25 protein-coding genes and 1 other annotated feature are annotated in these 22,835 nt (G+C 41.7%); of the genes, 1 reads left to right on the top strand and 24 read right to left on the bottom strand.

The window, feature by feature from the left end; genetic code table 11:
• Window positions 1-114: 114 nt before the first annotated feature.
• The 22 genes from rpoD to rpsU form a co-directional block, all read right to left on the bottom strand.
• Entirely contained in the window at window positions 115-1,248 is a 1,134-nt protein-coding gene (gene rpoD, locus N9I19_RS11220; RefSeq protein ID WP_034308477.1) for an RNA polymerase sigma factor RpoD, read from the bottom strand.
• 35 nt (window positions 1,249-1,283) lie between these two features.
• Window positions 1,284-3,089, bottom strand: coding sequence for a DNA primase (gene dnaG / locus N9I19_RS11215; RefSeq protein ID WP_317777853.1), 1,806 nt, complete (start codon window positions 3,087-3,089; stop codon window positions 1,284-1,286).
• A 51-nt stretch (window positions 3,090-3,140) separates the two neighbouring features.
• Entirely contained in the window at window positions 3,141-3,596 is a 456-nt protein-coding gene (locus N9I19_RS11210) for a YaiI/YqxD family protein (protein ID WP_061466148.1), read from the bottom strand.
• Between the two features lie 514 nt (window positions 3,597-4,110).
• Window positions 4,111-4,932, bottom strand: coding sequence for a pyruvate, water dikinase regulatory protein (locus tag N9I19_RS11205; protein ID WP_230160715.1), 822 nt, complete (start codon window positions 4,930-4,932; stop codon window positions 4,111-4,113).
• A 16-nt stretch (window positions 4,933-4,948) separates the two neighbouring features.
• Window positions 4,949-5,623 (bottom strand): transcriptional regulator CcpN, encoded by a 675-nt coding sequence (gene ccpN, locus N9I19_RS11200; protein ID WP_155727348.1) that lies wholly within the window; start codon window positions 5,621-5,623, stop codon window positions 4,949-4,951.
• A 127-nt stretch (window positions 5,624-5,750) separates the two neighbouring features.
• Entirely contained in the window at window positions 5,751-7,820 is a 2,070-nt protein-coding gene (glyS, locus tag N9I19_RS11195) for a glycine--tRNA ligase subunit beta (RefSeq protein ID WP_317777827.1), read from the bottom strand.
• Window positions 7,807-8,703, bottom strand: coding sequence for a glycine--tRNA ligase subunit alpha (gene glyQ / locus N9I19_RS11190; protein ID WP_061464095.1), 897 nt, complete (start codon window positions 8,701-8,703; stop codon window positions 7,807-7,809). Before glyQ ends, glyS begins: the two co-directional genes overlap by 14 nt.
• Window positions 8,704-8,796: 93 nt before the next feature.
• Window positions 8,797-8,973 (bottom strand) — a binding site (T-box leader).
• A gap of 58 nt (window positions 8,974-9,031) precedes the next feature.
• Window positions 9,032-9,784 carry a DNA repair protein RecO gene (gene recO, locus N9I19_RS11185; protein WP_317777826.1) on the bottom strand — a complete coding sequence of 251 codons (753 nt, stop codon included), beginning with the start codon at window positions 9,782-9,784 and terminating at the stop codon, window positions 9,032-9,034.
• A 33-nt stretch (window positions 9,785-9,817) separates the two neighbouring features.
• Entirely contained in the window at window positions 9,818-9,961 is a 144-nt protein-coding gene (locus N9I19_RS11180; RefSeq protein ID WP_081108859.1) for a YqzL family protein, read from the bottom strand.
• A gap of 98 nt (window positions 9,962-10,059) precedes the next feature.
• The gene (era, locus tag N9I19_RS11175) at window positions 10,060-10,989 is read right to left on the bottom strand and encodes a GTPase Era (protein WP_061464097.1); all 930 of its coding nucleotides are present in this window, start codon (window positions 10,987-10,989) and stop codon (window positions 10,060-10,062) included.
• Entirely contained in the window at window positions 10,982-11,380 is a 399-nt protein-coding gene (cdd, locus tag N9I19_RS11170; protein WP_317777825.1) for a cytidine deaminase, read from the bottom strand. Before cdd ends, era begins: the two co-directional genes overlap by 8 nt.
• A 38-nt stretch (window positions 11,381-11,418) precedes the next feature.
• Window positions 11,419-11,796 (bottom strand): diacylglycerol kinase family protein, encoded by a 378-nt coding sequence (locus N9I19_RS11165; protein ID WP_317777824.1) that lies wholly within the window; start codon window positions 11,794-11,796, stop codon window positions 11,419-11,421.
• Complete coding sequence (gene ybeY, locus N9I19_RS11160) at window positions 11,774-12,250, bottom strand: rRNA maturation RNase YbeY (protein WP_089361539.1); 477 nt, start codon at window positions 12,248-12,250, stop codon at window positions 11,774-11,776. The genes N9I19_RS11165 and ybeY overlap by 23 nt, the downstream gene beginning before the upstream one ends.
• The gene (locus N9I19_RS11155; RefSeq protein WP_317777823.1) at window positions 12,247-14,418 is read right to left on the bottom strand and encodes an HD family phosphohydrolase; all 2,172 of its coding nucleotides are present in this window, start codon (window positions 14,416-14,418) and stop codon (window positions 12,247-12,249) included. The genes ybeY and N9I19_RS11155 overlap by 4 nt, the downstream gene beginning before the upstream one ends.
• A 193-nt stretch (window positions 14,419-14,611) precedes the next feature.
• Window positions 14,612-15,571 carry a PhoH family protein gene (locus tag N9I19_RS11150; protein WP_061464102.1) on the bottom strand — a complete coding sequence of 320 codons (960 nt, stop codon included), beginning with the start codon at window positions 15,569-15,571 and terminating at the stop codon, window positions 14,612-14,614.
• 3 nt (window positions 15,572-15,574) lie between these two features.
• The gene (gene yqfD / locus N9I19_RS11145) at window positions 15,575-16,762 is read right to left on the bottom strand and encodes a sporulation protein YqfD (RefSeq protein ID WP_061464103.1); all 1,188 of its coding nucleotides are present in this window, start codon (window positions 16,760-16,762) and stop codon (window positions 15,575-15,577) included.
• A 15-nt stretch (window positions 16,763-16,777) separates the two neighbouring features.
• Complete coding sequence (gene yqfC / locus N9I19_RS11140; protein ID WP_034308511.1) at window positions 16,778-17,062, bottom strand: sporulation protein YqfC; 285 nt, start codon at window positions 17,060-17,062, stop codon at window positions 16,778-16,780.
• Between the two features lie 128 nt (window positions 17,063-17,190).
• Window positions 17,191-17,694 (bottom strand): hypothetical protein, encoded by a 504-nt coding sequence (locus N9I19_RS11135; protein ID WP_317777822.1) that lies wholly within the window; start codon window positions 17,692-17,694, stop codon window positions 17,191-17,193.
• A gap of 22 nt (window positions 17,695-17,716) precedes the next feature.
• Window positions 17,717-18,706 carry a flotillin-like protein FloA gene (gene floA, locus N9I19_RS11130; RefSeq protein ID WP_375166284.1) on the bottom strand — a complete coding sequence of 330 codons (990 nt, stop codon included), beginning with the start codon at window positions 18,704-18,706 and terminating at the stop codon, window positions 17,717-17,719.
• 52 nt (window positions 18,707-18,758) lie between these two features.
• Window positions 18,759-20,033, bottom strand: coding sequence for an NfeD family protein (locus N9I19_RS11125; RefSeq protein ID WP_317777821.1), 1,275 nt, complete (start codon window positions 20,031-20,033; stop codon window positions 18,759-18,761).
• Between the two features lie 349 nt (window positions 20,034-20,382).
• Window positions 20,383-20,826: a GatB/YqeY domain-containing protein gene (locus N9I19_RS11120; RefSeq protein ID WP_089361544.1), complete on the bottom strand. Its 444-nt coding sequence runs from the start codon at window positions 20,824-20,826 to the stop codon at window positions 20,383-20,385.
• Between the two features lie 14 nt (window positions 20,827-20,840).
• Window positions 20,841-21,014 carry a 30S ribosomal protein S21 gene (gene rpsU, locus N9I19_RS11115; RefSeq protein WP_028391853.1) on the bottom strand — a complete coding sequence of 58 codons (174 nt, stop codon included), beginning with the start codon at window positions 21,012-21,014 and terminating at the stop codon, window positions 20,841-20,843.
• Window positions 21,015-21,249: 235 nt separating this feature from the next.
• On the opposite strand from rpsU, the gene N9I19_RS11110 reads away from it, so the two are divergent.
• Window positions 21,250-22,179, top strand: coding sequence for a Na/Pi symporter (locus N9I19_RS11110; RefSeq protein ID WP_061464108.1), 930 nt, complete (start codon window positions 21,250-21,252; stop codon window positions 22,177-22,179).
• A gap of 96 nt (window positions 22,180-22,275) precedes the next feature.
• Here N9I19_RS11110 and N9I19_RS11105 read toward each other — a convergent pair whose 3' ends face one another.
• Entirely contained in the window at window positions 22,276-22,416 is a 141-nt protein-coding gene (locus tag N9I19_RS11105; protein ID WP_317777820.1) for a hypothetical protein, read from the bottom strand.
• Between the two features lie 145 nt (window positions 22,417-22,561).
• Entirely contained in the window at window positions 22,562-22,765 is a 204-nt protein-coding gene (locus N9I19_RS11100) for a hypothetical protein (RefSeq protein WP_317777819.1), read from the bottom strand.
• Window positions 22,766-22,835: the final 70 nt, after the last annotated feature.

Raw genomic sequence — 22,835 nt, 5'->3', positions numbered from 1 at the left:
ATAACTGGTTAAATTTTGTTCTTACAAGGAATTTTTTACATCAAATTTCAAAAAAAAAAGCCGCTCCCGAACGCTGGGCATTCAAAGAGGGCTCTGTAAAGGGCAAAATATATTTTATTCCAAGAAATCTTTCAAGCGTTTGCTGCGGCTTGGATGTCTCAGTTTTCGTAACGCCTTCGCTTCGATTTGACGGATACGCTCGCGGGTAACCCCAAACACCTTACCTACCTCTTCAAGTGTCCGAGTGCGGCCATCATCAAGTCCAAAGCGGAGCCTCAAGACGTTCTCCTCACGGTCAGTAAGTGTATCCAATACGTCTTCAAGCTGTTCTTTCAAAAGTTCATATGCTGCATGTTCTGATGGGGAAGTAGCATCCTGATCTTCAATGAAATCACCTAAATGGGAATCGTCTTCTTCACCTATTGGCGTTTCCAGGGAAACCGGCTCCTGAGCTATTTTCAAGATTTCACGAACTTTTTCAGGAGTTAAGTCCATATCTTCTGCAATTTCTTCCGGAGAAGGTTCACGTCCTAAATCCTGAAGAAGCTGTCTTTGGACACGGATCAATTTATTGATGGTTTCAACCATATGCACCGGTATCCGGATCGTTCTTGCTTGGTCGGCAATGGCACGGGTTATCGCTTGGCGAATCCACCATGTTGCATACGTACTGAATTTGAATCCCTTGCGGTAATCAAATTTTTCCACTGCTTTGATAAGTCCCATATTACCTTCCTGAATCAAATCAAGGAAAAGCATGCCGCGTCCGACATAGCGCTTGGCGATACTGACAACAAGACGAAGGTTAGCTTCTGCCAAACGGCGTTTCGCTTCTTCATCTCCATCTTCAATTCTCGTCGCCAGAGATATTTCCTCTTCTGCCGATAAAAGGTCGACCCGACCGATTTCCTTTAAGTACATACGGACTGGATCATTAATTTTAACGCCAGGAGGAACACTTAAATCATTTAAGTCAAACTCTTCTTCTTTTGCAAGTTTCTTCTCATCTGGATCGTCTTCATCTTCGTCTTCCTCACCATCAGTGAGTATTTCGACGCCGTTTTCTGCTAACACCTCATAGAACTCATCCATTTGATCGGAATCCAACTCAAAACCGCCAATCATTTCAGCAATTTTTTCTAAAGTCAAAGAGCCCCGTTTTTTACCTAGCTCTAGTAATTTTTCTTTCACCTGTTCAAGGCTAAATTCATTATCAACTTGTTTGGAACGTGCTGGTTTTTCAGCCATTAGTTCCCCTCCTTCCAGGACTTACACCTAAACGACTACAACATTTTACGCAATTTAATGATTTCCATGGCAATTTGTGCAGCAGCGACATAATCACTACGTCTAACTGCATCTTTTTCTTCAACTTGTTTTTCTTTTATCTTTAACAACTTTTCGTATTTCAACACTTGATTTATACAATCGGTCAGTTCTTTATCGGTAACTTCCTCATTCACTGACATCATTTCTATTTCCGAAACGATCCTTCTCAAGTTTGGATCCGGTAAATAAGTAAGGAAAAAGCTTGTATCCGGTTCGTGTCCATCTTCATAGAACGCATATAAATAGGTGATGATTGCCTGATGTTCATCTACATGAAATACCGTTTGCCCAAGCAACTGCTGAATTTTGAAAGTCATATCCCTGCTTTTTAGCATATGGGCAATCAACTTCGTTTCAGCATTATGGTGAGCAGGCTTTAACTTATGCTCATATTGCAGAGCCATTTTCTTTGGAGCTGCTGGCTGCGGCAGTGTCCCCTTCTTGCGTTCCGTAAAGAACACCTGACGCTGCTGCTGTTCCAGCGCATCCAATGAAAGGGAAAATTCAGAGGATAGCTGCCGGAGATAATGATCCCTCTCCACTGCATTGGGCAATCGCGAAATTTCTTTAAGGACTTCTTCGATATATTGAATTCGATCTCCTTCATTATTTACATTTTTCCCTCGGCGCAAATAATGCATTTTGAATGCCATGTAGGTTAAACTGTCCCCTATTACTTCAGAAACAAAGCTTTTTTCACCGAATTCCTTTATGTAGTCATCGGGGTCCAAGTTATCAGGCATGTGAGCGACTTTCACGGAAAAGTCATGGTCCTGTAGCATATTAACTGCACGATTGGCTGCGTTCAATCCCGCAGAGTCCGAATCGTAGCAAATAAGTATCTGGTCAGTATTTCTTTTTAAAAGCTGGATATGCTGTTCCGTCAGGGCAGTCCCCATTGTAGCGACTGAATTTACTACACCTGCACGAACAGCTGAAATACAATCGGCAAAGCCTTCAAAAATGACTACTTGTTCTTTCTTTCGTATGTGCGGTCTTGCATGATGGAAATTATATAAAGTTTTACTTTTATTAAAGATTGGCGTTTCAGGACTATTCAAATATTTGGGCTCATCGTCCCCCATCGCTCTCCCTGAAAACGCAATCGTATTTCCTTGATGATCCATAATTGGAAACATGACTCTATTTCTGAAACGGTCAAAATATGACTCGTCTTTTTCCCTGTAAATAATAAGCCCTGCCTGCTCCATGTATTCTGCTGGAAACCCACGTTTTAAAAGAAACTTGGATACGAAGTCCCATGAATCCAAAGAGTAGCCAATTTGGAACTTTTCTATCGTCTCTTCAGTGAACCCACGTTTAAGTAAATATTCGAGAGCATCCTGGCCCTCCTTCGTGTTAACGAGGAGATGATGATAAAACTTTCGCAGCAGGTCATGGGCTTCAACCATTTGCTGAGAGCCTGCAGGCATGTTAGAACGCTTGGAATCCTTATTAATTTCAACATCCAAAGGAACATTTCCTTTTTCAGCCAAAACCTTTGCAGATTCCACAAAGTTGTAGCCTTCTATATCCATTAAGAAGGTAAAAATATTTCCGCCTGCCCCACAACCAAAACAGTGAAAGATTTGCTTTTCCGCTGAAACGGAAAACGAGGGCGAGTTTTCACCATGAAAAGGACAAAGGCCAAAATAATTGCGCCCTTGCTTCTTCAGCTGGACATACTCCCCAATTAAATCAACAATGTCAACAGCTTCGCGAATTTGGTTAATTTTTTCATCTTCTATACGGCCATTTATCATTTTTCCACCTTGCAATACTGGTGATAGTTTCTAATTCGATACTGTTTCCTAATTCCCTGCAAAGTTCGACAAAGTTTTCAAAAGTTTATTTGTAAAACATATACGGTCTTCCTTTGTGAATGCTTTCGGCCCTTTCGTATGTTTACCCTGCCTGCGGAGTTTCGCCGACTGATAACGCATATCCAATAGCATGAAAATATTCTCTTCGGTGTATTCTTTTCCCCTAGGCGAAAGAACATAAACGCTTTTAGGAAGCAGGGTCCCAGCCAAACCAATATCTGCAGTAACGACGATATCACCCTTTTTTACTGAGTTTACTATATAAAGATCTGCCGCTTCTTTGTCTGCATCGACATATACCCATTTACCTTCAGGGTTATTCATCATATTTTTATATGATGCAACAAAACAGACTTCAACATCGTGCAATCCTGCACAATGAAGGATCTCGTCTTTCACCGGGCATGCATCGGCATCGACGTGTATGGTAGGTTTATTATTCATACCTTCTAATTCTACATCTTTCTGCATAATCCTTTTTCTCCCCTAAACTTTATGAAGATATAGTGAATTTTCAGCATTGGTTCATAGAGTTCCCTCTAAAGAAGCCAACATTTATTCTTCAAGGAATACCAGCTTCCTTAAGTGAAAGCGCCACTTTTCCCTTGAATAAGGCCCACCCATTTTGAATTATACGGAACATGTCGAATTATTTTTATGATAAAAACCTTGACATCTCATTAACCTTTAGTTTATTCCTTATTAATTAAGTCTAAACCTTAAGATTACTTTTTTCTCACAATTTTTTATTATAGTCTATTTGATTAGAAGATGCCAACATTTAAATTCCGATTTTATTTTCATGCAAATCAATGGATTTACATTTGGAAAAGTAGAGGAATTATATGTATTTATTTTCAATTCATTCTTGATATTCCCTTTATTGACCTTGGCATTAAAATGTGAGCTGACACTTAAAGTGTCAAGCTCACATTTTGGTTTGCCTTGATTATATGGATCAACGATTTTTGTTTTGAAGGATATTGATGATCAAATTGGCTGTTTCTTCAACAGCTTTATTGGTTACATCAATAATTGGACAGTTCAGCCTTGATATGATTTTATCAAAGTATGTCAATTCTTCTTTTATTCGCTCCACATTTGCGTAAATCGCATGATCATTGAGCCCGAGTGACTTTAATCGTTCTTTGCGAATATGGTTCAGCTTTTCCGGACTGATCTTTAAACCAATGCATTTTTCAGGCGGCACCAAAAACAGCTCTTCTGGCGGTTCCACCTCAGGCACTAAAGGTACATTCGCCACTTTATAGCGTTTGTGGGCTAAATACTGTGATAACGGTGTTTTTGAAGTGCGTGAAACACCTACAAGGACGATATCAGCACGTAAAATGCCTCGGGGATCACGTCCATCATCATATTTCACTGCAAATTCAATGGCTTCCACACGCTTGAAATAATCATCATCCAGCTTTCTTACAAGACCAGGTTCATTAAGAGGCCCTTTTGGTGCCCTTTCCTGAAGGATGTCCATAAGCGGCCCTAAAATGTCATAAGCAGACAGGTTTTCTTTTTCGACCTGTGCTTTCATATACGCTCTAATAGCTGGCTTCACAAGGGTATAAGCAATGATCGCCCCATCTAATTTAGCCAGTGAAATCACTTCATCCACGTTTTGTTCATCTTCAATGTACGGAATTCGCTTTATGGAAAAAGCAGATCCCGAGAACTGGCTTGCAGCTGCTTTTGTAACCAATTCCGCTGTTTCCCCTACTGAATCCGATACAACATATATAATAGAACCGTTCATATTCTCCGTCATTCCTTTTGCAAGCCCCCTAATAGCCTTCATCAGCCAAAGCTACGAATGCTTTCGTAATATTGGTTTTTGTAATTCTTCCAATTACTTCATAGCCTTTTTCTGTGTCTTTGACGACCGGTAATGAGTCGATTTGCTTATCAATCAATTTTTTGGCAACATCAATCAAAAGGTCTTCTTTTGAACACATTGTAATATTGGGCATCCTAGTCATGATGATATTGACTGGAATGGAGTTAAGCTCTTGTTTCCCAATACTCGCACGCAACAAGTCTTTCCTTGATAAGACACCAACAAGCAATGCATGCTTATCGACAACGAACATTGTCCCGACATCTTCTAAAAACATCATGACGATTGCATCATATACGGAAATGCCCTCGTCAACAACGACCGGGATCGATTGGTAGTCTCGTACATAAAGATGGTTAAGGCTGTCGGTCAAAAGCTGTGTTCCTGACCTGCCTGTATAGAAATACCCGACCCGCGGCCTGGCATCAAGAAAACCTGCCATCGTCAAAATGGCTAGATCTGGACGAAGAGTCGCCCTAGTAAGGTTCAATCTATCGGCAATATGCTCTCCAGTAATCGGTCCGTTTTCTTTTACAATTTGTAAAATCTGTTCCTGACGCTTATTCAGTTGGATTATAATCACCACCCCACTGCTTTCGCAGAGTAAAGTAACAAAAGTCATTCATTTAATAATTATATACTAAATTATTTAATAAGGGCATGTTTGTCCTATTTATTGACCATTTATCTTTTTATAGAAATCGGAAACCCTTGTTTAAAGTGTTTCCGATTTCCATACACCCTTTCAATTATGTAAGGATGATTTTATTCATGGCAGCAAAACCTGCAACCAAATCACTGATTTCCTTCATAAGAGATAAACGGTTACTTCGGATTGCTTCATCGTCTGCCATGACCATTGTATTCTCGAAATATGATTCTATTTCCGATTGGAGCGAAACAAGCTGTTCAAACCGCTCATTCTCATCTTTAGATTCAGTATAACGAATTGCTACATTTTGATATTTTTCGTATAGCGCTTTTTCTTGATCATTTTCAAAGAAAGTTGGATCGACTGTCACTTTATTGTCACATTTCACGGCAATGTTCATGACGCGGCTTAAAGCTTCCAGACTTTCTTTAAATCCTGCTTCGTCTTTTTTCGCATCCAAGACGTGTGCACGTTCCACGATGGAGTGGATATAACCGATCTCATTGACCAGAACTGCGTCAATCAAATCGTAACGGATTTGCTGTTCTTGCAGCAGGTGTTTGACACGCGCTTTAAAGAATGTGAACATATCAGATTTAACATCCTCAAGATCACGTTTTAAGATACCTTTTGATTTTAGACCTTTAAGACCTATAACAATAAGCTCCTCTAAAGAGATATTCCATTTCTTCTCCGCTAGAATTTGGACGACACCGCTCGCCTGCCTTCTTAGTGCGTATGGATCCTGGGAACCTGTCGGAATGACGCCAATAGCGAAGAATGAAGACAAAGTATCAATTTTTTCAGCTAAACTAACAACCGCTCCAATGACAGAAGGCGGAACATTGTCATCCGCATGCCTCGGCATATAGTGTTCATTGATAGCTGCAGCCACTTCCTTGGTTTCTCCTTTTAGGAGTGCATATTTCTCACCCATATACCCTTGCAATTCAGGGAATTCATAAACCATATGGCTCACCAAATCGAACTTGGCAATTTCCGCTGCACGAAGGGCCATTTCTTTTTCCGCCTTTAAATTCAAGGCATCCGCAAGGACTCCGGTAACTGCAGTTACCCTGGCAGTTTTCTCGGCCAATGTACCAATTTCTTCATGATAAACGATGCTGTCCAGCTTTTTCAAAGCAGCCGAAATCTCTTTTTTCTGATCTTCTTTATAGAAGAATGCTGCATCCGATAGGCGTGCACGCAATACTTTTTCATTTCCTTTAGAAACCTTATCCAAATGGCGATCATCACCATTACGCACGGTTACAAAGAAAGCAAGTAGCTTGCCGTCCTGATCTTTGACAGGGAAATAACGTTGGTGCTCCTTCATTGAAGTGATCAGGACCTCTGGAGGAAGCTCAAGGAATTCTTCTTCGAAGTGTCCAAATAACACCGTTGGATACTCCACCAAATTATTGACTTCTTCAAGCAGTTCTTCATCGACCGGGATGATCCAGCCCTTTTCCTGCTCAAGCCCTTTAATCTGATCCAGAATAACTTGTCTGCGTTTATCCGGATCCGCAATTACAAATTGTTCTTTTAACGTTTCTTCGTACCGTGCCGGCTGCTCGATGATTGCGCTATCGCCCAAGAAACGATGTCCCTTTGTTTCACGGGCCGTCTCGACACCAGCGATGCTAAATGGCACCACTTCATTTCCGAATAAGGCAATCAGCCATTTAATCGGACGGACGAAGCGGAGCTCTTGATTGGCCCAACGCATGTTTTTCGGGAACGTCATGCCGCTGATGATTTCAGCAAGCTCAGATAAAAGCTGTACAGTCGGCTGTCCTTTTATGAATTTATTCACATGGGCATATTCCACACCCTTGAGTTCTTTAAAATAAATATCCTCTGAAGTCATGCCTTGGCCCCTGACAAATCCCAATGCGGCTTTAGACCAATTGCCTTCGCTGTCCAAAGCTATTTTCTTAGCCGGTCCTTTTGCTTCTTCTTCGATATCCTTTTGTGATTCTTCCACGTCTTTCACCAATATGGCCAAACGTCTTGGTGTGGAAAACGCTTCAACTTCTCCGAATTCAATCGCTTTTTCCGTTAGCCATTTCTGCACTTTATCTGATAGCTGTTTCATGGAAGCTGTCACAAAACGTGCTGGCAGCTCTTCCAATCCAATTTCCAATAACAAATCACGCTTGCTCATTTGTATTCTCCCCTTTCACTTTCAGAATCGGGAAGCCTAATTTTTCCCGCTCTTCATAGAAGGTTTTAGCGACCTTACGCGCTAGGTTACGGCAGCGGGCAATATATCCCGTTCTTTCCGTCACCGAGATGGCACCTTTGGCATCCAAAAGGTTAAACGTATGTGAACATTTCAAAACATAATCATAGGCAGGATGCACAAGCCCTTCTTCCATTTGGCGATGCGCTTCCTTTTCATACATCGTGAAAAGTTGAAACAGCATATCTAGGTCGGATGTTTCAAACGTATATTTTGAATGTTCGTATTCCGGCTGTCCAAATATATCCCGGACCGTGAATCCTTCTGTCCATTCCAGGTCAAATACGTTTTCCTTATCTTGAATGTAAGAGGCGAGACGTTCGATCCCGTATGTAATCTCCACGGAAACCGGCTTACATTCAAGGCCGCCCACTTGTTGGAAATATGTAAATTGCGTGATTTCCATTCCATCAAGCCATACTTCCCAACCGAGACCAGCACACCCTAGTGATGGGTTTTCCCAATTGTCCTCCACAAAACGAATATCATGCTCTAGCGGATTAATCCCTAAAGCGCGCAATGAATCCAAATATAAATCTTGGATATTGTCAGGCGACGGCTTCATGATCACTTGGAACTGATGATGCTGATACAGTCGATTAGGGTTCTCGCCATAACGACCGTCAGCCGGACGGCGGGATGGCTCCACGTAAGCAACACTCCAAGGCTCAGGTCCAATGGCTCTCAGGAACGTGTATGGGCTCATCGTTCCTGCCCCTTTTTCTACATCATAAGCATTCATTAATATGCAGCCTTGTTCAGACCAATGCTTTTGTAACGTTAAAATCATATTTTGAATATTCATCGTACACCTCCAGGTTATTTAAACGGCTCTTTAAAAATTAAGGATCGAACCCTTTCACAGGCAAACAAAAAACTCCCGTCCCTATGCGAAATGCATAGGGACGAGAGTATACCCGCGGTTCCACCCTAATTGCCGTTTATAAAACGGCCTCTTTTCAAAGCAACATGCTCCGGAAACGCCCTTCCCTGTAAATCCATATCCCGGCTTCCACCGTCCCGGGTTCGCTTTTTATGGAGAATGACAGATACTCTTTTCCATCAACGCAATCTTCTTATTTTGATGATTAGAATTTTATACAAACTAGCATGGAATGTCAATAGGTCAGATCTTAAAACATATCTTTCATCGTATCAATCTGTTTTAGGAACTTTTTTGATTTCAAATGGAGACCGGAATATTCCTCATAATAAGCATCTATTATTTTCTGGATTTCCTTTTTCGTTTCAGGCTTGACGGAAATGTTTCCTAGCCTTGATAAATCGAAATAATAAAATATCCTCAGCAATTTGAGGGCTGCAGGTGAAATTTTAAAATGATAGGGATCCTTCCCGAGACAGCGGTGACAAATAAAACCCGCTTCCCGAAGCGAGAAGGCGAATTCCCCTTCCGTTTCGCCACAAACAGCACATTGATTCAGCACTGGGTTAATCCCATTGACGGGCAGCATCTTCATTTCAAAAATGAATTTCAAAACCTCTGCGTCATATTCTTCGTTTATGTAATGCAAGGTTTGCAAAAGCAATTCATACAAATATGGATTCGGTTTTTTATCATCGACGCTTTTATCAAGCAACTCAACAATATAAGAAGCATAAGCAGTCGCAAAAAGGTCCTCCCGTATGTAACGGAGTGAATCGACCATTTCACCTTGCTGAAGACTTCCGAGTCCGGTTGAAGTGGTTACAAGGAAATACCCGGAGCAAAAAAGCTGGGTGACGGCAGCAAGCCTGCTATTAGGTTTACTGGCTCCTCTAGCCATAACACCAATTTTTCCTAGCTCTCGGGTATATATAGTAATGATTTTGTTATTTTCTCCATATGCAGTTCGCCTTATGACAATGCCCTCACATTTTTGGAGCATACCAAGACACCACCCATGTTCGCCAAGACTAACCTATGAAACAGGAAAATCAATTTCTGCTAGCTCATCTTTCAATACCAAGGGTCTTTCCTGTCTTTCGACTTCTATCTCCTTAAACAGCAAATAGGTGTCCACATTACCTGTTTCACTAAATAATTCCCAGGTAAAATCCAACATATAAAGCCCACCTTTCATTTTTAACTAGCAATTGAATATCCGACCATATGATTAGCTTGACCGTTTTCCAAACTTTCATGACTCGTAAATTTTGTTAATTAATACTCGCTCTCATTGAAACCATAATCGCGAAGCTGGCTGGCTTTGTTACGCCAATCCTTCTGTACCTTTACCCAAAGTTCCAAGAAAACTTTCGAGCCCAATAAGTTTTCGATGTCCACCCTGGCACGGCTACCGACTTCTTTAAGCATTTTCCCTTGCTTTCCGATGACGATGCCTTTTTGTGAATCACGCTCGACAACGATCGTTGCCATGACATTAATGGTATCACTGTTATCCATTTTTTTAATTGAATCGATGACAACAGCCACTGAATGCGGAATTTCCTCACGCGTCAGGTGCAATACCTTCTCGCGGACCAATTCGGAAATGATAAAACGTTCCGGATGGTCGGTCACTTGATCAGCTGGATAAAACTGGGGACCTTCAGGTAGGTGTTCCTTGATTTGTTCAAGCAATGTATCGACGTTATTTCCTTCAAGTGCAGAAATCGGAACGACTGCCGCAAATGGGTAAAGCTGTTGATATTTTTCAATGATTGGAAGTAAATCATCTGGATGCATCGCATCAATTTTGTTTACAACCAGGAAAACAGGAGTTTTTACGGTTTGAAGTTTTTCGATGATAAACTCGTCACCTCGTCCATATCCTTCAGTCGCATTGATCATGAAGAGAATCAAATCGACTTCTTTCAATGTATTCGTTGCCACTTTCATCATGAAATCCCCAAGCTTATGCTTTGGTTTATGAATGCCGGGTGTATCAATGAAAATCATTTGTGAATCGTTTTGCGTAAGTACGCCTTGAACCTTATTTCTTGTAGTTTGGGGTTTATCACTCATAATCGCGATCTTTTGACCGATGACCCGATTCAGAAATGTACTCTTTCCAACATTAGGTCGTCCAATTATCGAAATGAAACCTGATTTGTAACCTTTTACTTGTGTATCATCAAATAATTTATCCATTTAAATCCTCCGGTGAAAAAGCTCCTGGAAGCAATTCCTGTACTGTTAGTTCTTTTATATCCCCATTTAAGTTGGTCAAAACAACCGGCATATCCTGGTTGCACAGTTCTGAAATAACCTGCCTGCACGCCCCGCATGGAGAAACGGGACCATCGGTATCTGCCACGACTACAAGTTTAGTGAACTTTTTATCGTTATGGGCATAAGCGCTGAATAAAGCGGTCCTTTCAGCACAATTACACATGCTGTACGCAGCATTTTCTATATTACAACCATGATAGACCTTCCCATCAGTGGTCAAAAGGGCTGCCCCCACTTTAAATTTGGAATAAGGTACATAAGCTTTTTCTCTAGCTTTTTTAGCTTCCTCAATCAATTCATTCGTATTCAATTCACATCTTCCTTTCAAATTGAGTACCATTTGGCAACCTACTGGCCAAACTTAGGCAAAAAGATAATCAATCCAACTATTATGGAGAATATAGCATATATGAATACTGCGCCGGCTGCAATATCTTTTGCCTGCTTGGCTAGGGGATGGATTTGATCCGTCACCAGGTCAACTACCCTTTCAATCGCTGAATTAACGAGCTCTAACGTAATCGTACCGGCTATGGCCGCCAAAATGAAAAGCCATTCCATCCCATTCAATGAGAAATACCAGCCAAAGAAAACGACGATTGCCGTTAACGCGAAATGAATCTTAATGTTGCGTTCCGTTCGAACAGCCTCCAAAATTCCCTGACAGGCAAAAGAGAAACTTTTTAATAATGGATACCTTTTTTTACCCTTCTCTTGAAAGTCCATATTCTTCCAAGATCTCCTTTTGTTTCGTAAACATCTCTTTTTCATCTTCTTCATTCATGTGGTCGAAACCTAATAAATGAAGAAAGCCATGCAGTGCTAAAAAACCAAGTTCACGATCGAATGAATGCCCATATTCTTCAGCCTGCTCTTTCGTGCGTTCAATGGAAATGATGATATCGCCTAATATGCGGGGCATTTCCACCCCGACAATTTCCACTTCATCTTCCCCCATTTCTTCAAGTGCAAAAGAAATGACATCGGTTACTGAATCTTTATGACGATATTCTTTATTGATTTCCCGAATTCTCTCATTGTCTACAAATGTAACTGATAGCTCGGTATCTTTTTCAATGTTTTCTTTTTTAGCCGCAAATTGCAGAATGCTTTCAACAAGTCGCTGAGCTTCTTCCGTTACTTCGTTCGTTTCATCCATTAAATCGATAGCTAAAATCATTCTTTCACCTTCTGTCCTAATTTATCCGCCTCCGGATATTCAATCCTGGAGTGGAAGATACCATTAAGCGATTCACATAAGGAATGCTTCACGATACTCAATTCTCTCATAGTAATGTCACATTCATCAAATTGACCATCTTGAATCCTGTCCTGAATGATGAAACTTACCAGTTCTTCAATCTTCTCTGGGGTTGGGTGCTGCATCGATCTGACTGCAGCTTCCACACTATCGGCAATGCCTATGACAGCTACTTCCTTCATTTTCGCCCTCGGCCCGGGATACCGGTAAGCCGATTCCAGTGTGGCATCATCCTGTTTTTTTGCCTTATGGTAGAAAAATTTCAATAAAGTTGTCCCATGATGCTGCTCTGCAATATCCACTATCTCTTTCGGGAATTTGTGGCTTCGCAGCATCTCACCGCCATCTACGGCATGAGCGATGATGATATCCCTGCTCGTTTCTGGCTGCAGCCGATCATGCGGGTTCTCCACGTTCATCTGATTTTCGATGAAGAAGTGCGGCCGTTTCGTTTTACCGATATCATGATAATAACTGCCGACCCTTGCCAGCAATCCATTAGACCCAATGGCTTCACAAGCCGATTCTGCCAAATTGGCGACCATTACACTGTGATGATAAGTCCCCGGAGCCTCAATCAAGATCTTCCGCAGTAACGGATGATTGGGATTCGAAAGCTCGATAAGCTTAATAGATGATAAGATCCCGAAACCAGCCTCGAAAAACGGTAAAAGGCCCATGGTCAAAACAGCTGAACCAACTCCAGAACCTATCGCAGCAACAGCATAATATAAATACTCCATTCTAGTATAATGGCCGTCCATGATGAAGATGAGTGAAAATACGAATGCCATATTGATTAAAGACAATAGTAGCCCTGCAACCAGAACCTTTGATTTGAAATTGGGCCGCGATAAAATGATGATTGCCGTCAATCCCCCGAAAATGATATAAAGCCCCATCGAGAAATCCAGATTACCAGGCGTATCACCATTAAATATAATCGTACCATATGAACCTAACAATATGATCATGGCTACCGCTAACTTATCGTTCAATAATATCTTGATGAGCATCGCCGCCATGGCACCCGGGAAAATGTATTCCAAATTCGAGTTTTTCAGGTCTGCCAGAATGCTGACCGTTTTCATGGTAGCCATTGAAAGGATAAAGACAAGACTGAAGATCAATAACTGATTGTACTTGTTATCCTTTTTGGAAATGGAAAAGTAGAAAAAGTAATAAAAAGCGGCAAAAGTCAGAAATATGAATAGCAGCAGGCCGATATACGGGTAAATGGTAGACTCCGTATTTAAAAAGCCTGCCAGTTCAAGCTGCCTATATACATCCCTGTCCACTAACTGGTTCTCTTCTACGATGATCTGTCCCTGGAGGATCCTGATTGGCTCCACGCTTTCGACCGCTTTCCGTCGCTGTTCCTCGGTTTTATCCTTATCGAAAAACACATTTTGAATGATTGCCGTGCGCGCTAGGGAATTGGAAGCTTTCTTCATATCGCTATTAATGCTCATATAGCCCAATTCCTCTACAACCTTTTTCTTGGCATTTTCGACGTCACTGGCAGCGATGCGGGAGCTCATCACATTATTCACGGCAGTAATGGTTGAATCTTTTGCTATTTTCAACTCATCTTCATCCGCCTGGACTAAAGCAAGGAAAACGGATTCCTCAATATTTTTATTGACTTCATCGGTCAATTTTTCTTTTAATATGGAAACTTTTTGAGCATCCGTCTTTATGGTCCCTTTTTTATTCTCTTTACCATCTTCATCATGCTCTTTATCGGGGTCCGTTTCTTTATTCACCTCAATCGCTGAATCGAAGATGGATGAAATCAGATCGACTTTATTTTTGGCATATTCTTTTTTTAATGAATATACATCAGCCACCTGTTTTGAAATCTCTTCTTTTTCCTGTTCGGTCTTATAGGTATCTTCCACAGTCTTCGTTGAACGGATTGTTTGTTCCGAAGGCTTAAAAAGCTCTACCTCGACCTTTTCCGGCTTGACGTTGGAGAACATTAACCCATACGCAAACAAACCAAGTATGATAAACAATAACACTTGAAAAAAGCGATGGACCAACAGCCCTTTTATTTTAGTGAAAAATTTCTGGATACGATTCAAGGAAGGTCCTCCTAAAAAATGATGTTTATTATTCTAGATATGTAAAATCATAACAGTTTTCATGTAAATTTTCACCTCGTATTGATAAATGTAAACCTTCTTTCGTTCCATATCCACTTTTTAGCCAAAAAGATAGGTCATTTAGTCACATCACGAAAAATCCGCCGAATGAAAACGGCGGATTTTTTTCTTATCACTTTGCCTGCTCGTAAGCAGTAATGATTTTGGCGACAAGCGGATGTCTTACTACATCACTTTGCTCAAAATAAACAAAGGAAAGGCCTTTAACATTCTTCAAGATCTCTTCTACCCGTATAAGACCTGACTTTATGCCTTTTGGAAGGTCAATCTGGGTCCGATCTCCCGTAATGACCATTTTCGATCCGAACCCTAGCCGGGTCAGGAACATCTTCATTTGGGCTTCCGTCGTATTTTGGGCTTCATCCAAAATGACAAAGGCATCTTCAAGCGTACGGCCCCTCATATAAGCCAGAGGAGCTATTTCGATCGTTCCGCGCTCTATCATCCGTTGGGTCTGTTCCATCCCAAGGAGGTCATGGAGAGCGTCATACAGCGGCCGTAGGTAAGGATCTACCTTTTCTTTTAGATCACCAGGCAGAAAACCCAGGCTTTCGCCCGCTTCGACGGCAGGACGTGTCAGGATGATTCGTTTTACATGTCCATTTTTCAATGCATTGATCGCCATTACAACAGCAAGATAAGTCTTCCCGGTTCCGGCAGGCCCAATTCCAAATACCAGGTCATGTTTCTTTATTGCCTGGATATAGTATCTCTGCCCGATAGTTTTGACTTTAATGGATTTCCCCTTAGCCGTTTTCGCGATTTCCTCATCATATAATTCACCAAAATACTCCAAGGTGCCTTTTCTTGCCAATTCAATTGCATAAAGCACATCTCTAGAGCTGATTGCAATTCCTTTTCTGATCACTGTCAATAGTGCCTTAAGTATTTCCTGTCCCATCGTTACGCGCTCGATATCCCCGGCAACACTCACCGCTTCACCCCGGGTAATGACGGAAATGCCTAGCTCCTCTTCAAGCACTTTCACATTTGAATCCCCATTGCCCAATAAAGCGATCGCTTCATTAGGTGACTCTATTTCCAGCTTAATTACTTTCACATCATCTGCCATTCGTTAGTCTCCTTGAATGATTGGCTGTCCAATCGCTATATCTTCAATAACTTGGTAATGTATAGATAATTTAACTTTACCATTCTCTATGCTTTCGTGCAAAATTTTTTCTTCGACGATTTCATCTTCCTCGTCTAAATGCTTTTCCAATTCTGCTTTAGCCATTTTCCTGCCTTCCTTCACCGCTTCTTCCTCTGTATAACTCCGAACAATGTCTTCCTTGCTCCTTAAGGTCACCTGTTTATAAGAAATGGGCAGTTCCCATTGAAGAAAGTGAAACGGCCTCACTGTCGTTTCTTTTACCTGTTTTTCATATCCCGGATCCTTGAATCCCCAAATAGGCAGTGAAAATTCCCCCATTTTCAAAAAGTGCCTACTCGTTTCATTTCCGTTAAAAACAGCAAACTTGGTTTTTAACGGAACATCCACTTTCGCTTTATACCACGTTTTCCCTTTTATTACTCCCTTTGCGGATACAATTTCCTGTTTATCCTCTTTTCCAATCAGTCCTGAAACAAGAAGCTGTCCTTTTCCTACATAATCATTCACATTAACTATAGATTGTCCCTTTTCAACGAACATATTAGTGATGATCGCTTTTTTGGAAGCTACCAAATTCTGTGGAGATGTTTTCTCGACTTCTTTAGGCTGCCGTTTTTCAACAACCCTGAAATGGTATGTCGTTCCCTTTAGCTCTACCCCCACCCATGTCAATGCACCAATCCGGTCCGACAGCTTACGCTGAATCGTATCCACATCATCAACAAAGAATTGCACTTTACCGATCTTCACGCCCATCTTGTCCAATTCTTTCCGGATGGCATGCTCGGTTGCCGGCTTGGCATCTTGTACCTCGATGCCCCATACCATATTGGAAAGTACAAATATGCAAAGCAGGAAAGCGATCAGGCCCACTAAAAATCCGCTGTTTTTCATAACCCTCTTCATGAGGAAAGGGACACCCTTTCCCTGCATGAATTTTACTTTACAATCGCTCTTACGCATGACCTGACGGAGTTTAGGGATATCCCTAACATCCATATGAAAAATCAGGGCTTCGCTGCCGACGCGCTTCACATCCCAGATATGCAGCCCTCTTCTCGTCAGCATGTTAATCAGCCGTTCTGCGCCTTTTCCATATGCCTTCACTTTTACATAGCCTGTATAATAGTTTGTCCATTGGTTTTTCATGGAGACCTCCCGGGATCATTCATTGATAAAATAAACCTTGTCAATTTTGCCTTCGAGCATGATTTCTTCCGGCAAAATCGTCTTTATGACAAAGGCGTTTCCCTTTATCAGCAACTGCCCATTTTTCAGCATCAATCGCACTTCGCTGTCTGTAAAAGCCAATAAGCCACGATGGTTTTCAATATAAATATGTAATTGTCCGATCATTGTAATTCGCGGCAGGTCCATCATGACATCTTGCGGAAGGTCCATTGTTTTGGTCATAAGCTGTTTCACTTTTTTTCCCCAATTGCGTGCCATAAAAAAGAACCCCCTTTCATCTCAATGTATGAAATGAAAGAGGGTTCTAGCACAAAATTATAAGGGAATGAAAGCCTATTTTTTCGTGCATCAAGGACGTAATGAAAAAAGCCCGGTGTTGCACTCTGTTACCTTCTGGACCTCTGAAGACTTCGCTTCGCCCTTGGCGGTCCCAGCACTTCTGACATGATGATGCCATCAATCAGCTGGTTTTTGCCAAAAGAACGTCCTTTGCGATAGACCGGACTGCTGTTATCAGATATCGCTGATGTAATTTGATCTGCCTTCGCTTTTTGATATAAACGCTCTTGATCGTACTTCTGCTGAAGCCGTCTAAGCTCAGCAATCCTTTTGTTCGCTTCATTCTTCGTCTCATCGTTTACTTCAACAGCCTGCGTTGCCTGTTGTTCGACTTTCCTTACGGGAGCAGGGGCAGGCCTTTGCTGCTGATCCCCTTGTGACATTTCACCTTGAAGCTCCCGCATGACCTCCTGCCAGTTCTTTTTCGGAGGCCTGTTTGGATCATCATTTTGCTGAGGCTGCTTTTTCTTTCCTAACATGGACGTTAAAATACCGATCAAGACAATGATAAGGAATGGGTTCTTGAGAAAGAAATCAATAATATCTCCCATTTAAAGACCTCCCTTCCCTGACCTAATTATTATTATTGTTGTTATTGCTATCTTTTGGATTTTCGGATATTTTACTGATGGAATCGCGCATATCCGTATCTGCCGTGATGTTTTGGATATTCATATAATCCATCACTCCCAGATTTCCGCTTTTCAGTGCATCGGCCATTGCCAACGGAACTTCCGCTTCTGATTGAACAACCTTCGCTCTCATTTCCTGAACACGGGCAACCATTTCCTGTTCAAGCGCAACAGCCATTGCACGGCGTTCTTCTGCTTTTGCCTGGGCTATTTTCTTATCGGCCTCGGCTTGGTCAGTCTGTAATATGGCCCCAATATTTTTCCCGATATCCACTTCAGCGATATCAATGGAAAGAATTTCGAATGCCGTTCCAGAATCCAACCCTTTTGATAAAACCGTTCTTGAAATCAAATCGGGGTTTTCAAGTACATCCGTATGCATTTTCGAAGCACCGATCGTCGATACGATCCCTTCACCTACACGGGCAATGATTGTCTCTTCGCCGGCACCACCGACTAGACGTTCAATATTGGCACGGACCGTAATCCTCGCCTTTGCTTTCACTTCAATACCATTCATCGCTACACCAGAGATGAATGGAGTTTCGATCACTTTCGGGTTAACGCTCATTTGAACGGCTTGCAGTACATCCCGACCTGCAAGGTCAATAGCTGCACCCCGTTCGAAAGGTAACACGATATTGGCACGTTCTGCAGCAATTAAAGCATTCACTACGCGATCGACATTACCGCCTGCAAGGTAATGGCTCTCTAATTGATTCGTTGAAACATTGATTCCAGCCTTATGGGCCTTGATAAGCGGATTGACAACCCTGCTTGGTATAACACGGCGAAGCCTCATCCCTACTAATGTAAATATACTGATTTTGACTCCTGCCGCTAAAGCGGAAATCCATAACATTACTGGTACGAATGTGAAAAACACTGCCAATACGATTATGGCAGCAATCACTGCCAGTACAATAAATATCGTTCCTGAAGTTATCACTTAATGATTCATCCTTCCTGTTTCTTAAAATTTTTTAATTTGAATCCGGAATTTCCCGGACGACCACCCTAGATCCTTCAACTTTAACGATCATGATTGACGAACCTTTGGAAATAAAGCTTCCTTCAGTCACGACATCCACTCTTTCATCTTTGATTAAAGCTGTTCCTGAGGGCCTCAAATCTGTAAGGGCCTTCCCTTCCACACCTAATAAATCCACTCGATTCGGATTGCTGACATATCCTTGTTCCGTTTTTGTTGCATCGGTTAATATCATTTTCCTGAAAAATTTCATTTGTTTTCCAAACACCTTTACAAGTAGGATGAATACCAAAATGGATACGGTGACCGCAATTAGCAAGGATATCGTCATATGAACCGGATCACCTGATGCGAGGAATAAACTCCCCACAATCGCTGTAAATCCAAGCAGCCCGATAATCCCCCCTGGGATAAAAAACTCAACTAGTACAAGAATGACCCCAATGATGAACATCGCTAACGATTCGTACCCGGTGATACCAGCGACAAGATGACCATAGAAAAATAAGACAAGACTGGAGATCCCAATTACCCCCGGAATTCCAAAACCAGGTGAAAACAATTCAATCACAATCCCGATTCCTGCTATCGTCAATAAAATGGGGACGACGATCGGATTGGTCAAAAAGCGGGCAAGTTTCTCTGGAAAGCTTTCTTCGATTGACCGAATATCGGCATCCTCAACCCCAAGTATACTATACAACTCCGCTTTCCCAGAGACGGTGCCTTCACTATAACCAGCCTTTTTTGCCTGTTCAGCTGTAAATGTCAGCAACTTTCCTCTTTCCGCCCCATATTCGGGAAGGTCGATGTCATCATCCGCCATCGCCTGAGCGAATATGGGATCGCGACCATTTTGTTCTGCAGCAGTCTTCATGGCAGCCAGCCAATAAGATTGGGCTTTCTTACCTGCAGCGTTCCCCGTTGAATCAATCACTGCCGCTGATCCCATAGTGGCACTTGGAACCATATAGATCTCATCTGCACTTAGGGAAATATATGCACCTGCAGATAAAGCTCTGTTATTCACGTAAGCAACAGTCTTAATTGGTGAATCGGACAGTAACTTCGCAATTTCCCCTGCTGCATCCACAGCGCCTCCAGGGGTATTCACCTCGAATACCACAAGATCTGCATCAGCAGCTTCAGCAGTGGTCAGCGCACGCTCCAAAAAGGCCGAGAGTCCCTTTTCCACCGTTTCTTCAATTGGAACATGGTAAACGATCTTCTCTTTTGCAGAAACCACCGATCCTCCAAATGAAGACATGGTGAACAGCAATCCAAATAAGAGTACAGATAAATAACGCCAAATTTTCAGGCAGAACGCCCCCCCTTTACCGTCTTAAACGCTGTAAGTGCCTCCAATTTTCAGGAAGATACTTACCAGTAAAATTCAGCCCGCAACTAAAATTCGAATAAGGAGCAAATGAAGCAACCCTATACTCTGTTCTTTAGTTATTACGTATGTATATGAAAAAGGTTTCAAAAAAAGCAAATAAAATTGAAAGTGCCCATATTATCTTTGGCTTCGTTTCAATAATATACGCACAAAAGGAAATACACAAAAACCACAGGCAATTTGCCTGCGGTTAGGTTTCGAGTTTTAAGTTTCGAGTTTAAGATAGATGTTGTTGTACTAATTTGTTTACTAGAGAACCATCCGCTTTACCTTTAACTTTAGGCATTAAAGCTCCCATAACTCTCCCCATATCTGCTTTGGATGTTGCATTGACTTCTTCAATCGTTTGTTTAACAATTTTAGAAATCTCTTCTTCTGAAAGTTGCTCAGGCATATATGCCTCTACGTATACTAGTTCGGTGCGGACTTTATCCACGAGATCGGAACGACCTGCGTTTTCAAACTCCTGGAGGGAGTCTTTGCGTTGTTTTAATTCGCGAGAGAGCACTGTCAATTCTTCATCATCTGTTAAATCTTGTCTCTGCTTCAGTGCTTCGTTTTGAATAGAAGCTTTCAGCATCCGAATAACAGATAGTTTGTCCTTTTCCTTGTTCTTCATCGCTTGTTTCATATCATTATTTAAACGCTCGAGAAGACTCATCTTTCCACCCTCTCTTAGAATTTACGTTTTCTTGCAGCTTCAGACTTTTTCTTACGTTTTACGCTTGGTTTTTCATAAAATTCACGCTTCCTAGCTTCCTGAAGCGATCCTGCTTTAGATACAGTACGTTTGAAACGACGAAGAGCATCTTCAAGCGATTCGTTTTTACGAACGACGGTTTTAGACATCTCTTTCCCTCCCTCCGAAAACAACACACTAACTCAAGTTGTCAACATGTTATACATGTACTAAACAATTATAATATATCATCTTTAGCAGGTCAACCAATAAAATCAAACTTATTTTGAATATTATCATGTTATTATCATAATTTTTCTTTAAACCATCATTCAACGGCATGGAAACCCAATTTATAGCATGTCTCCCCTTAACGGACCATAAGTTATTAAAGGGGTGACAGTCATGTATGAACTATTTTTATTCCTACTATTCATTGCGATATTTTTGGCTGGTATGTCAGTTTTACGAATCGGGTTGTTCAATATGTCCGGTGCAGCATTAAAAACATTTCTCTCAAAAGTAACGGATAAACCATGGAAGGGTTTCATGGCCGGAACCATCTTTACGGGGATCTTACAGAGCAGCTCGGCGGTCATGGTCATGACTGTCGGCCTCGTTTCTGCAGGAAGCTTAACGTTCCCGCAAACAATCGGGATTATTCTTGGAACGAATATCGGATCCACCTTCACGGCAGAGTTCATGACCATCTCTTTGGATGGTTGGATCATCCCAGGTGTCATCAGCGGCGCTTTCCTTTGCTTCATGCCAAATGTATTATCGCGAAGCTTAGGGATGACACTGATCGGAATCTCGGCCATCTTCGCGGCTATGAGTGGTTTTAAAACGCTTTCGACACCAATTGCAGCCTATCCATCCATACAAACGCTCATCAATTACATAGAGGGCCATATGAGTTATGCCCTATTAGCAGGGATATTATTGACGGCACTCATTCACTCTAGTTCGGCTACCATCGGGATAGCCATGAGCTTTTTGATGAATGGGGAGTTATCCGTCGCTTCCGCAATCATCATCATGTTTGGATCCAATATAGGCACTTGCATCACCGGATACATGGCCAGCATCGGGTCTGGTAGACAAGCTGCCTTCACAGCTTATGCACATATTTGGCTAAACGTCATCGGGGTTGCTGCATTCCTGCCTTTTGTGGACATCCTGGAACGAACGGCTGCCTTTTTCACCGAAAACGAGGGGAAACAACTCGCCCATGCTAGTGTCATTTTCAATATCTTGACTTCTTTGGCTGTCTTGCCTTTCGCACGCCAATTCTCCAGCTTCATTCTTTGGGTGCACCGTCCCCCTAAAAAATAAAGGCCTGTTCATGACATTCACTCAATTTCGGTGCTTTACTCGTGAATTTTACACTTTTACTTGTGAATTTCAATTTCCTCCTCAAAATTGCGTGCTTTAGCTTAATTTTGGGGCGTTTTCTTTTGCATTTTCATGACATTCACCCAATTTCGGTGCTTTACTCGTGAATTTTACGCTTTTACTCGTGAGTTTCAGTGCTTTACTCGTGAATTTTGCGCTTTTACTCGTGAATTTCAATTTCCTCCTCAAAATTAAGCGCTTTGGCTTAATTTTAGGGCGTTTTCTTTTGCATTTTCATGACATTCACTCAATTTCGGTGCTTTACTCGTTAATTTTGCACTTTTACTCGTGAATTTCAATTTCCTCCTCAAAATTGCGCGCTTTAGCTTAATTTTGGGGCGTTTTCTTTTGCATTTTCATGACATTCACCCAATTTCGGTGCTTTACTCGTGAATTTTACGCTTTTACTCGTGAGTTTCAGTGCTTTACTCGTGAATTTTGCGCTTTTACTCGTGAGTTTTGTACTTTTACTCGTGAATTCCGGTGCTTTACTCGTGAATTTTGCACTTTTACTCGTGAATTTCAATTTCCTCCTCAAAATTGCGCGCTTTAGCTTAATTTTGGGGCGTTTTCTTTTGCATTTTCATGACATTCAC

Origin of the sequence: Peribacillus sp. CSMR9, from assembly GCF_033141925.1 — a bacterium.
GTDB lineage: Bacteria > Bacillota > Bacilli > Bacillales > DSM-1321 > Peribacillus > Peribacillus simplex_A.
This window is presented reverse-complemented; position numbering and strand designations above follow the sequence as displayed.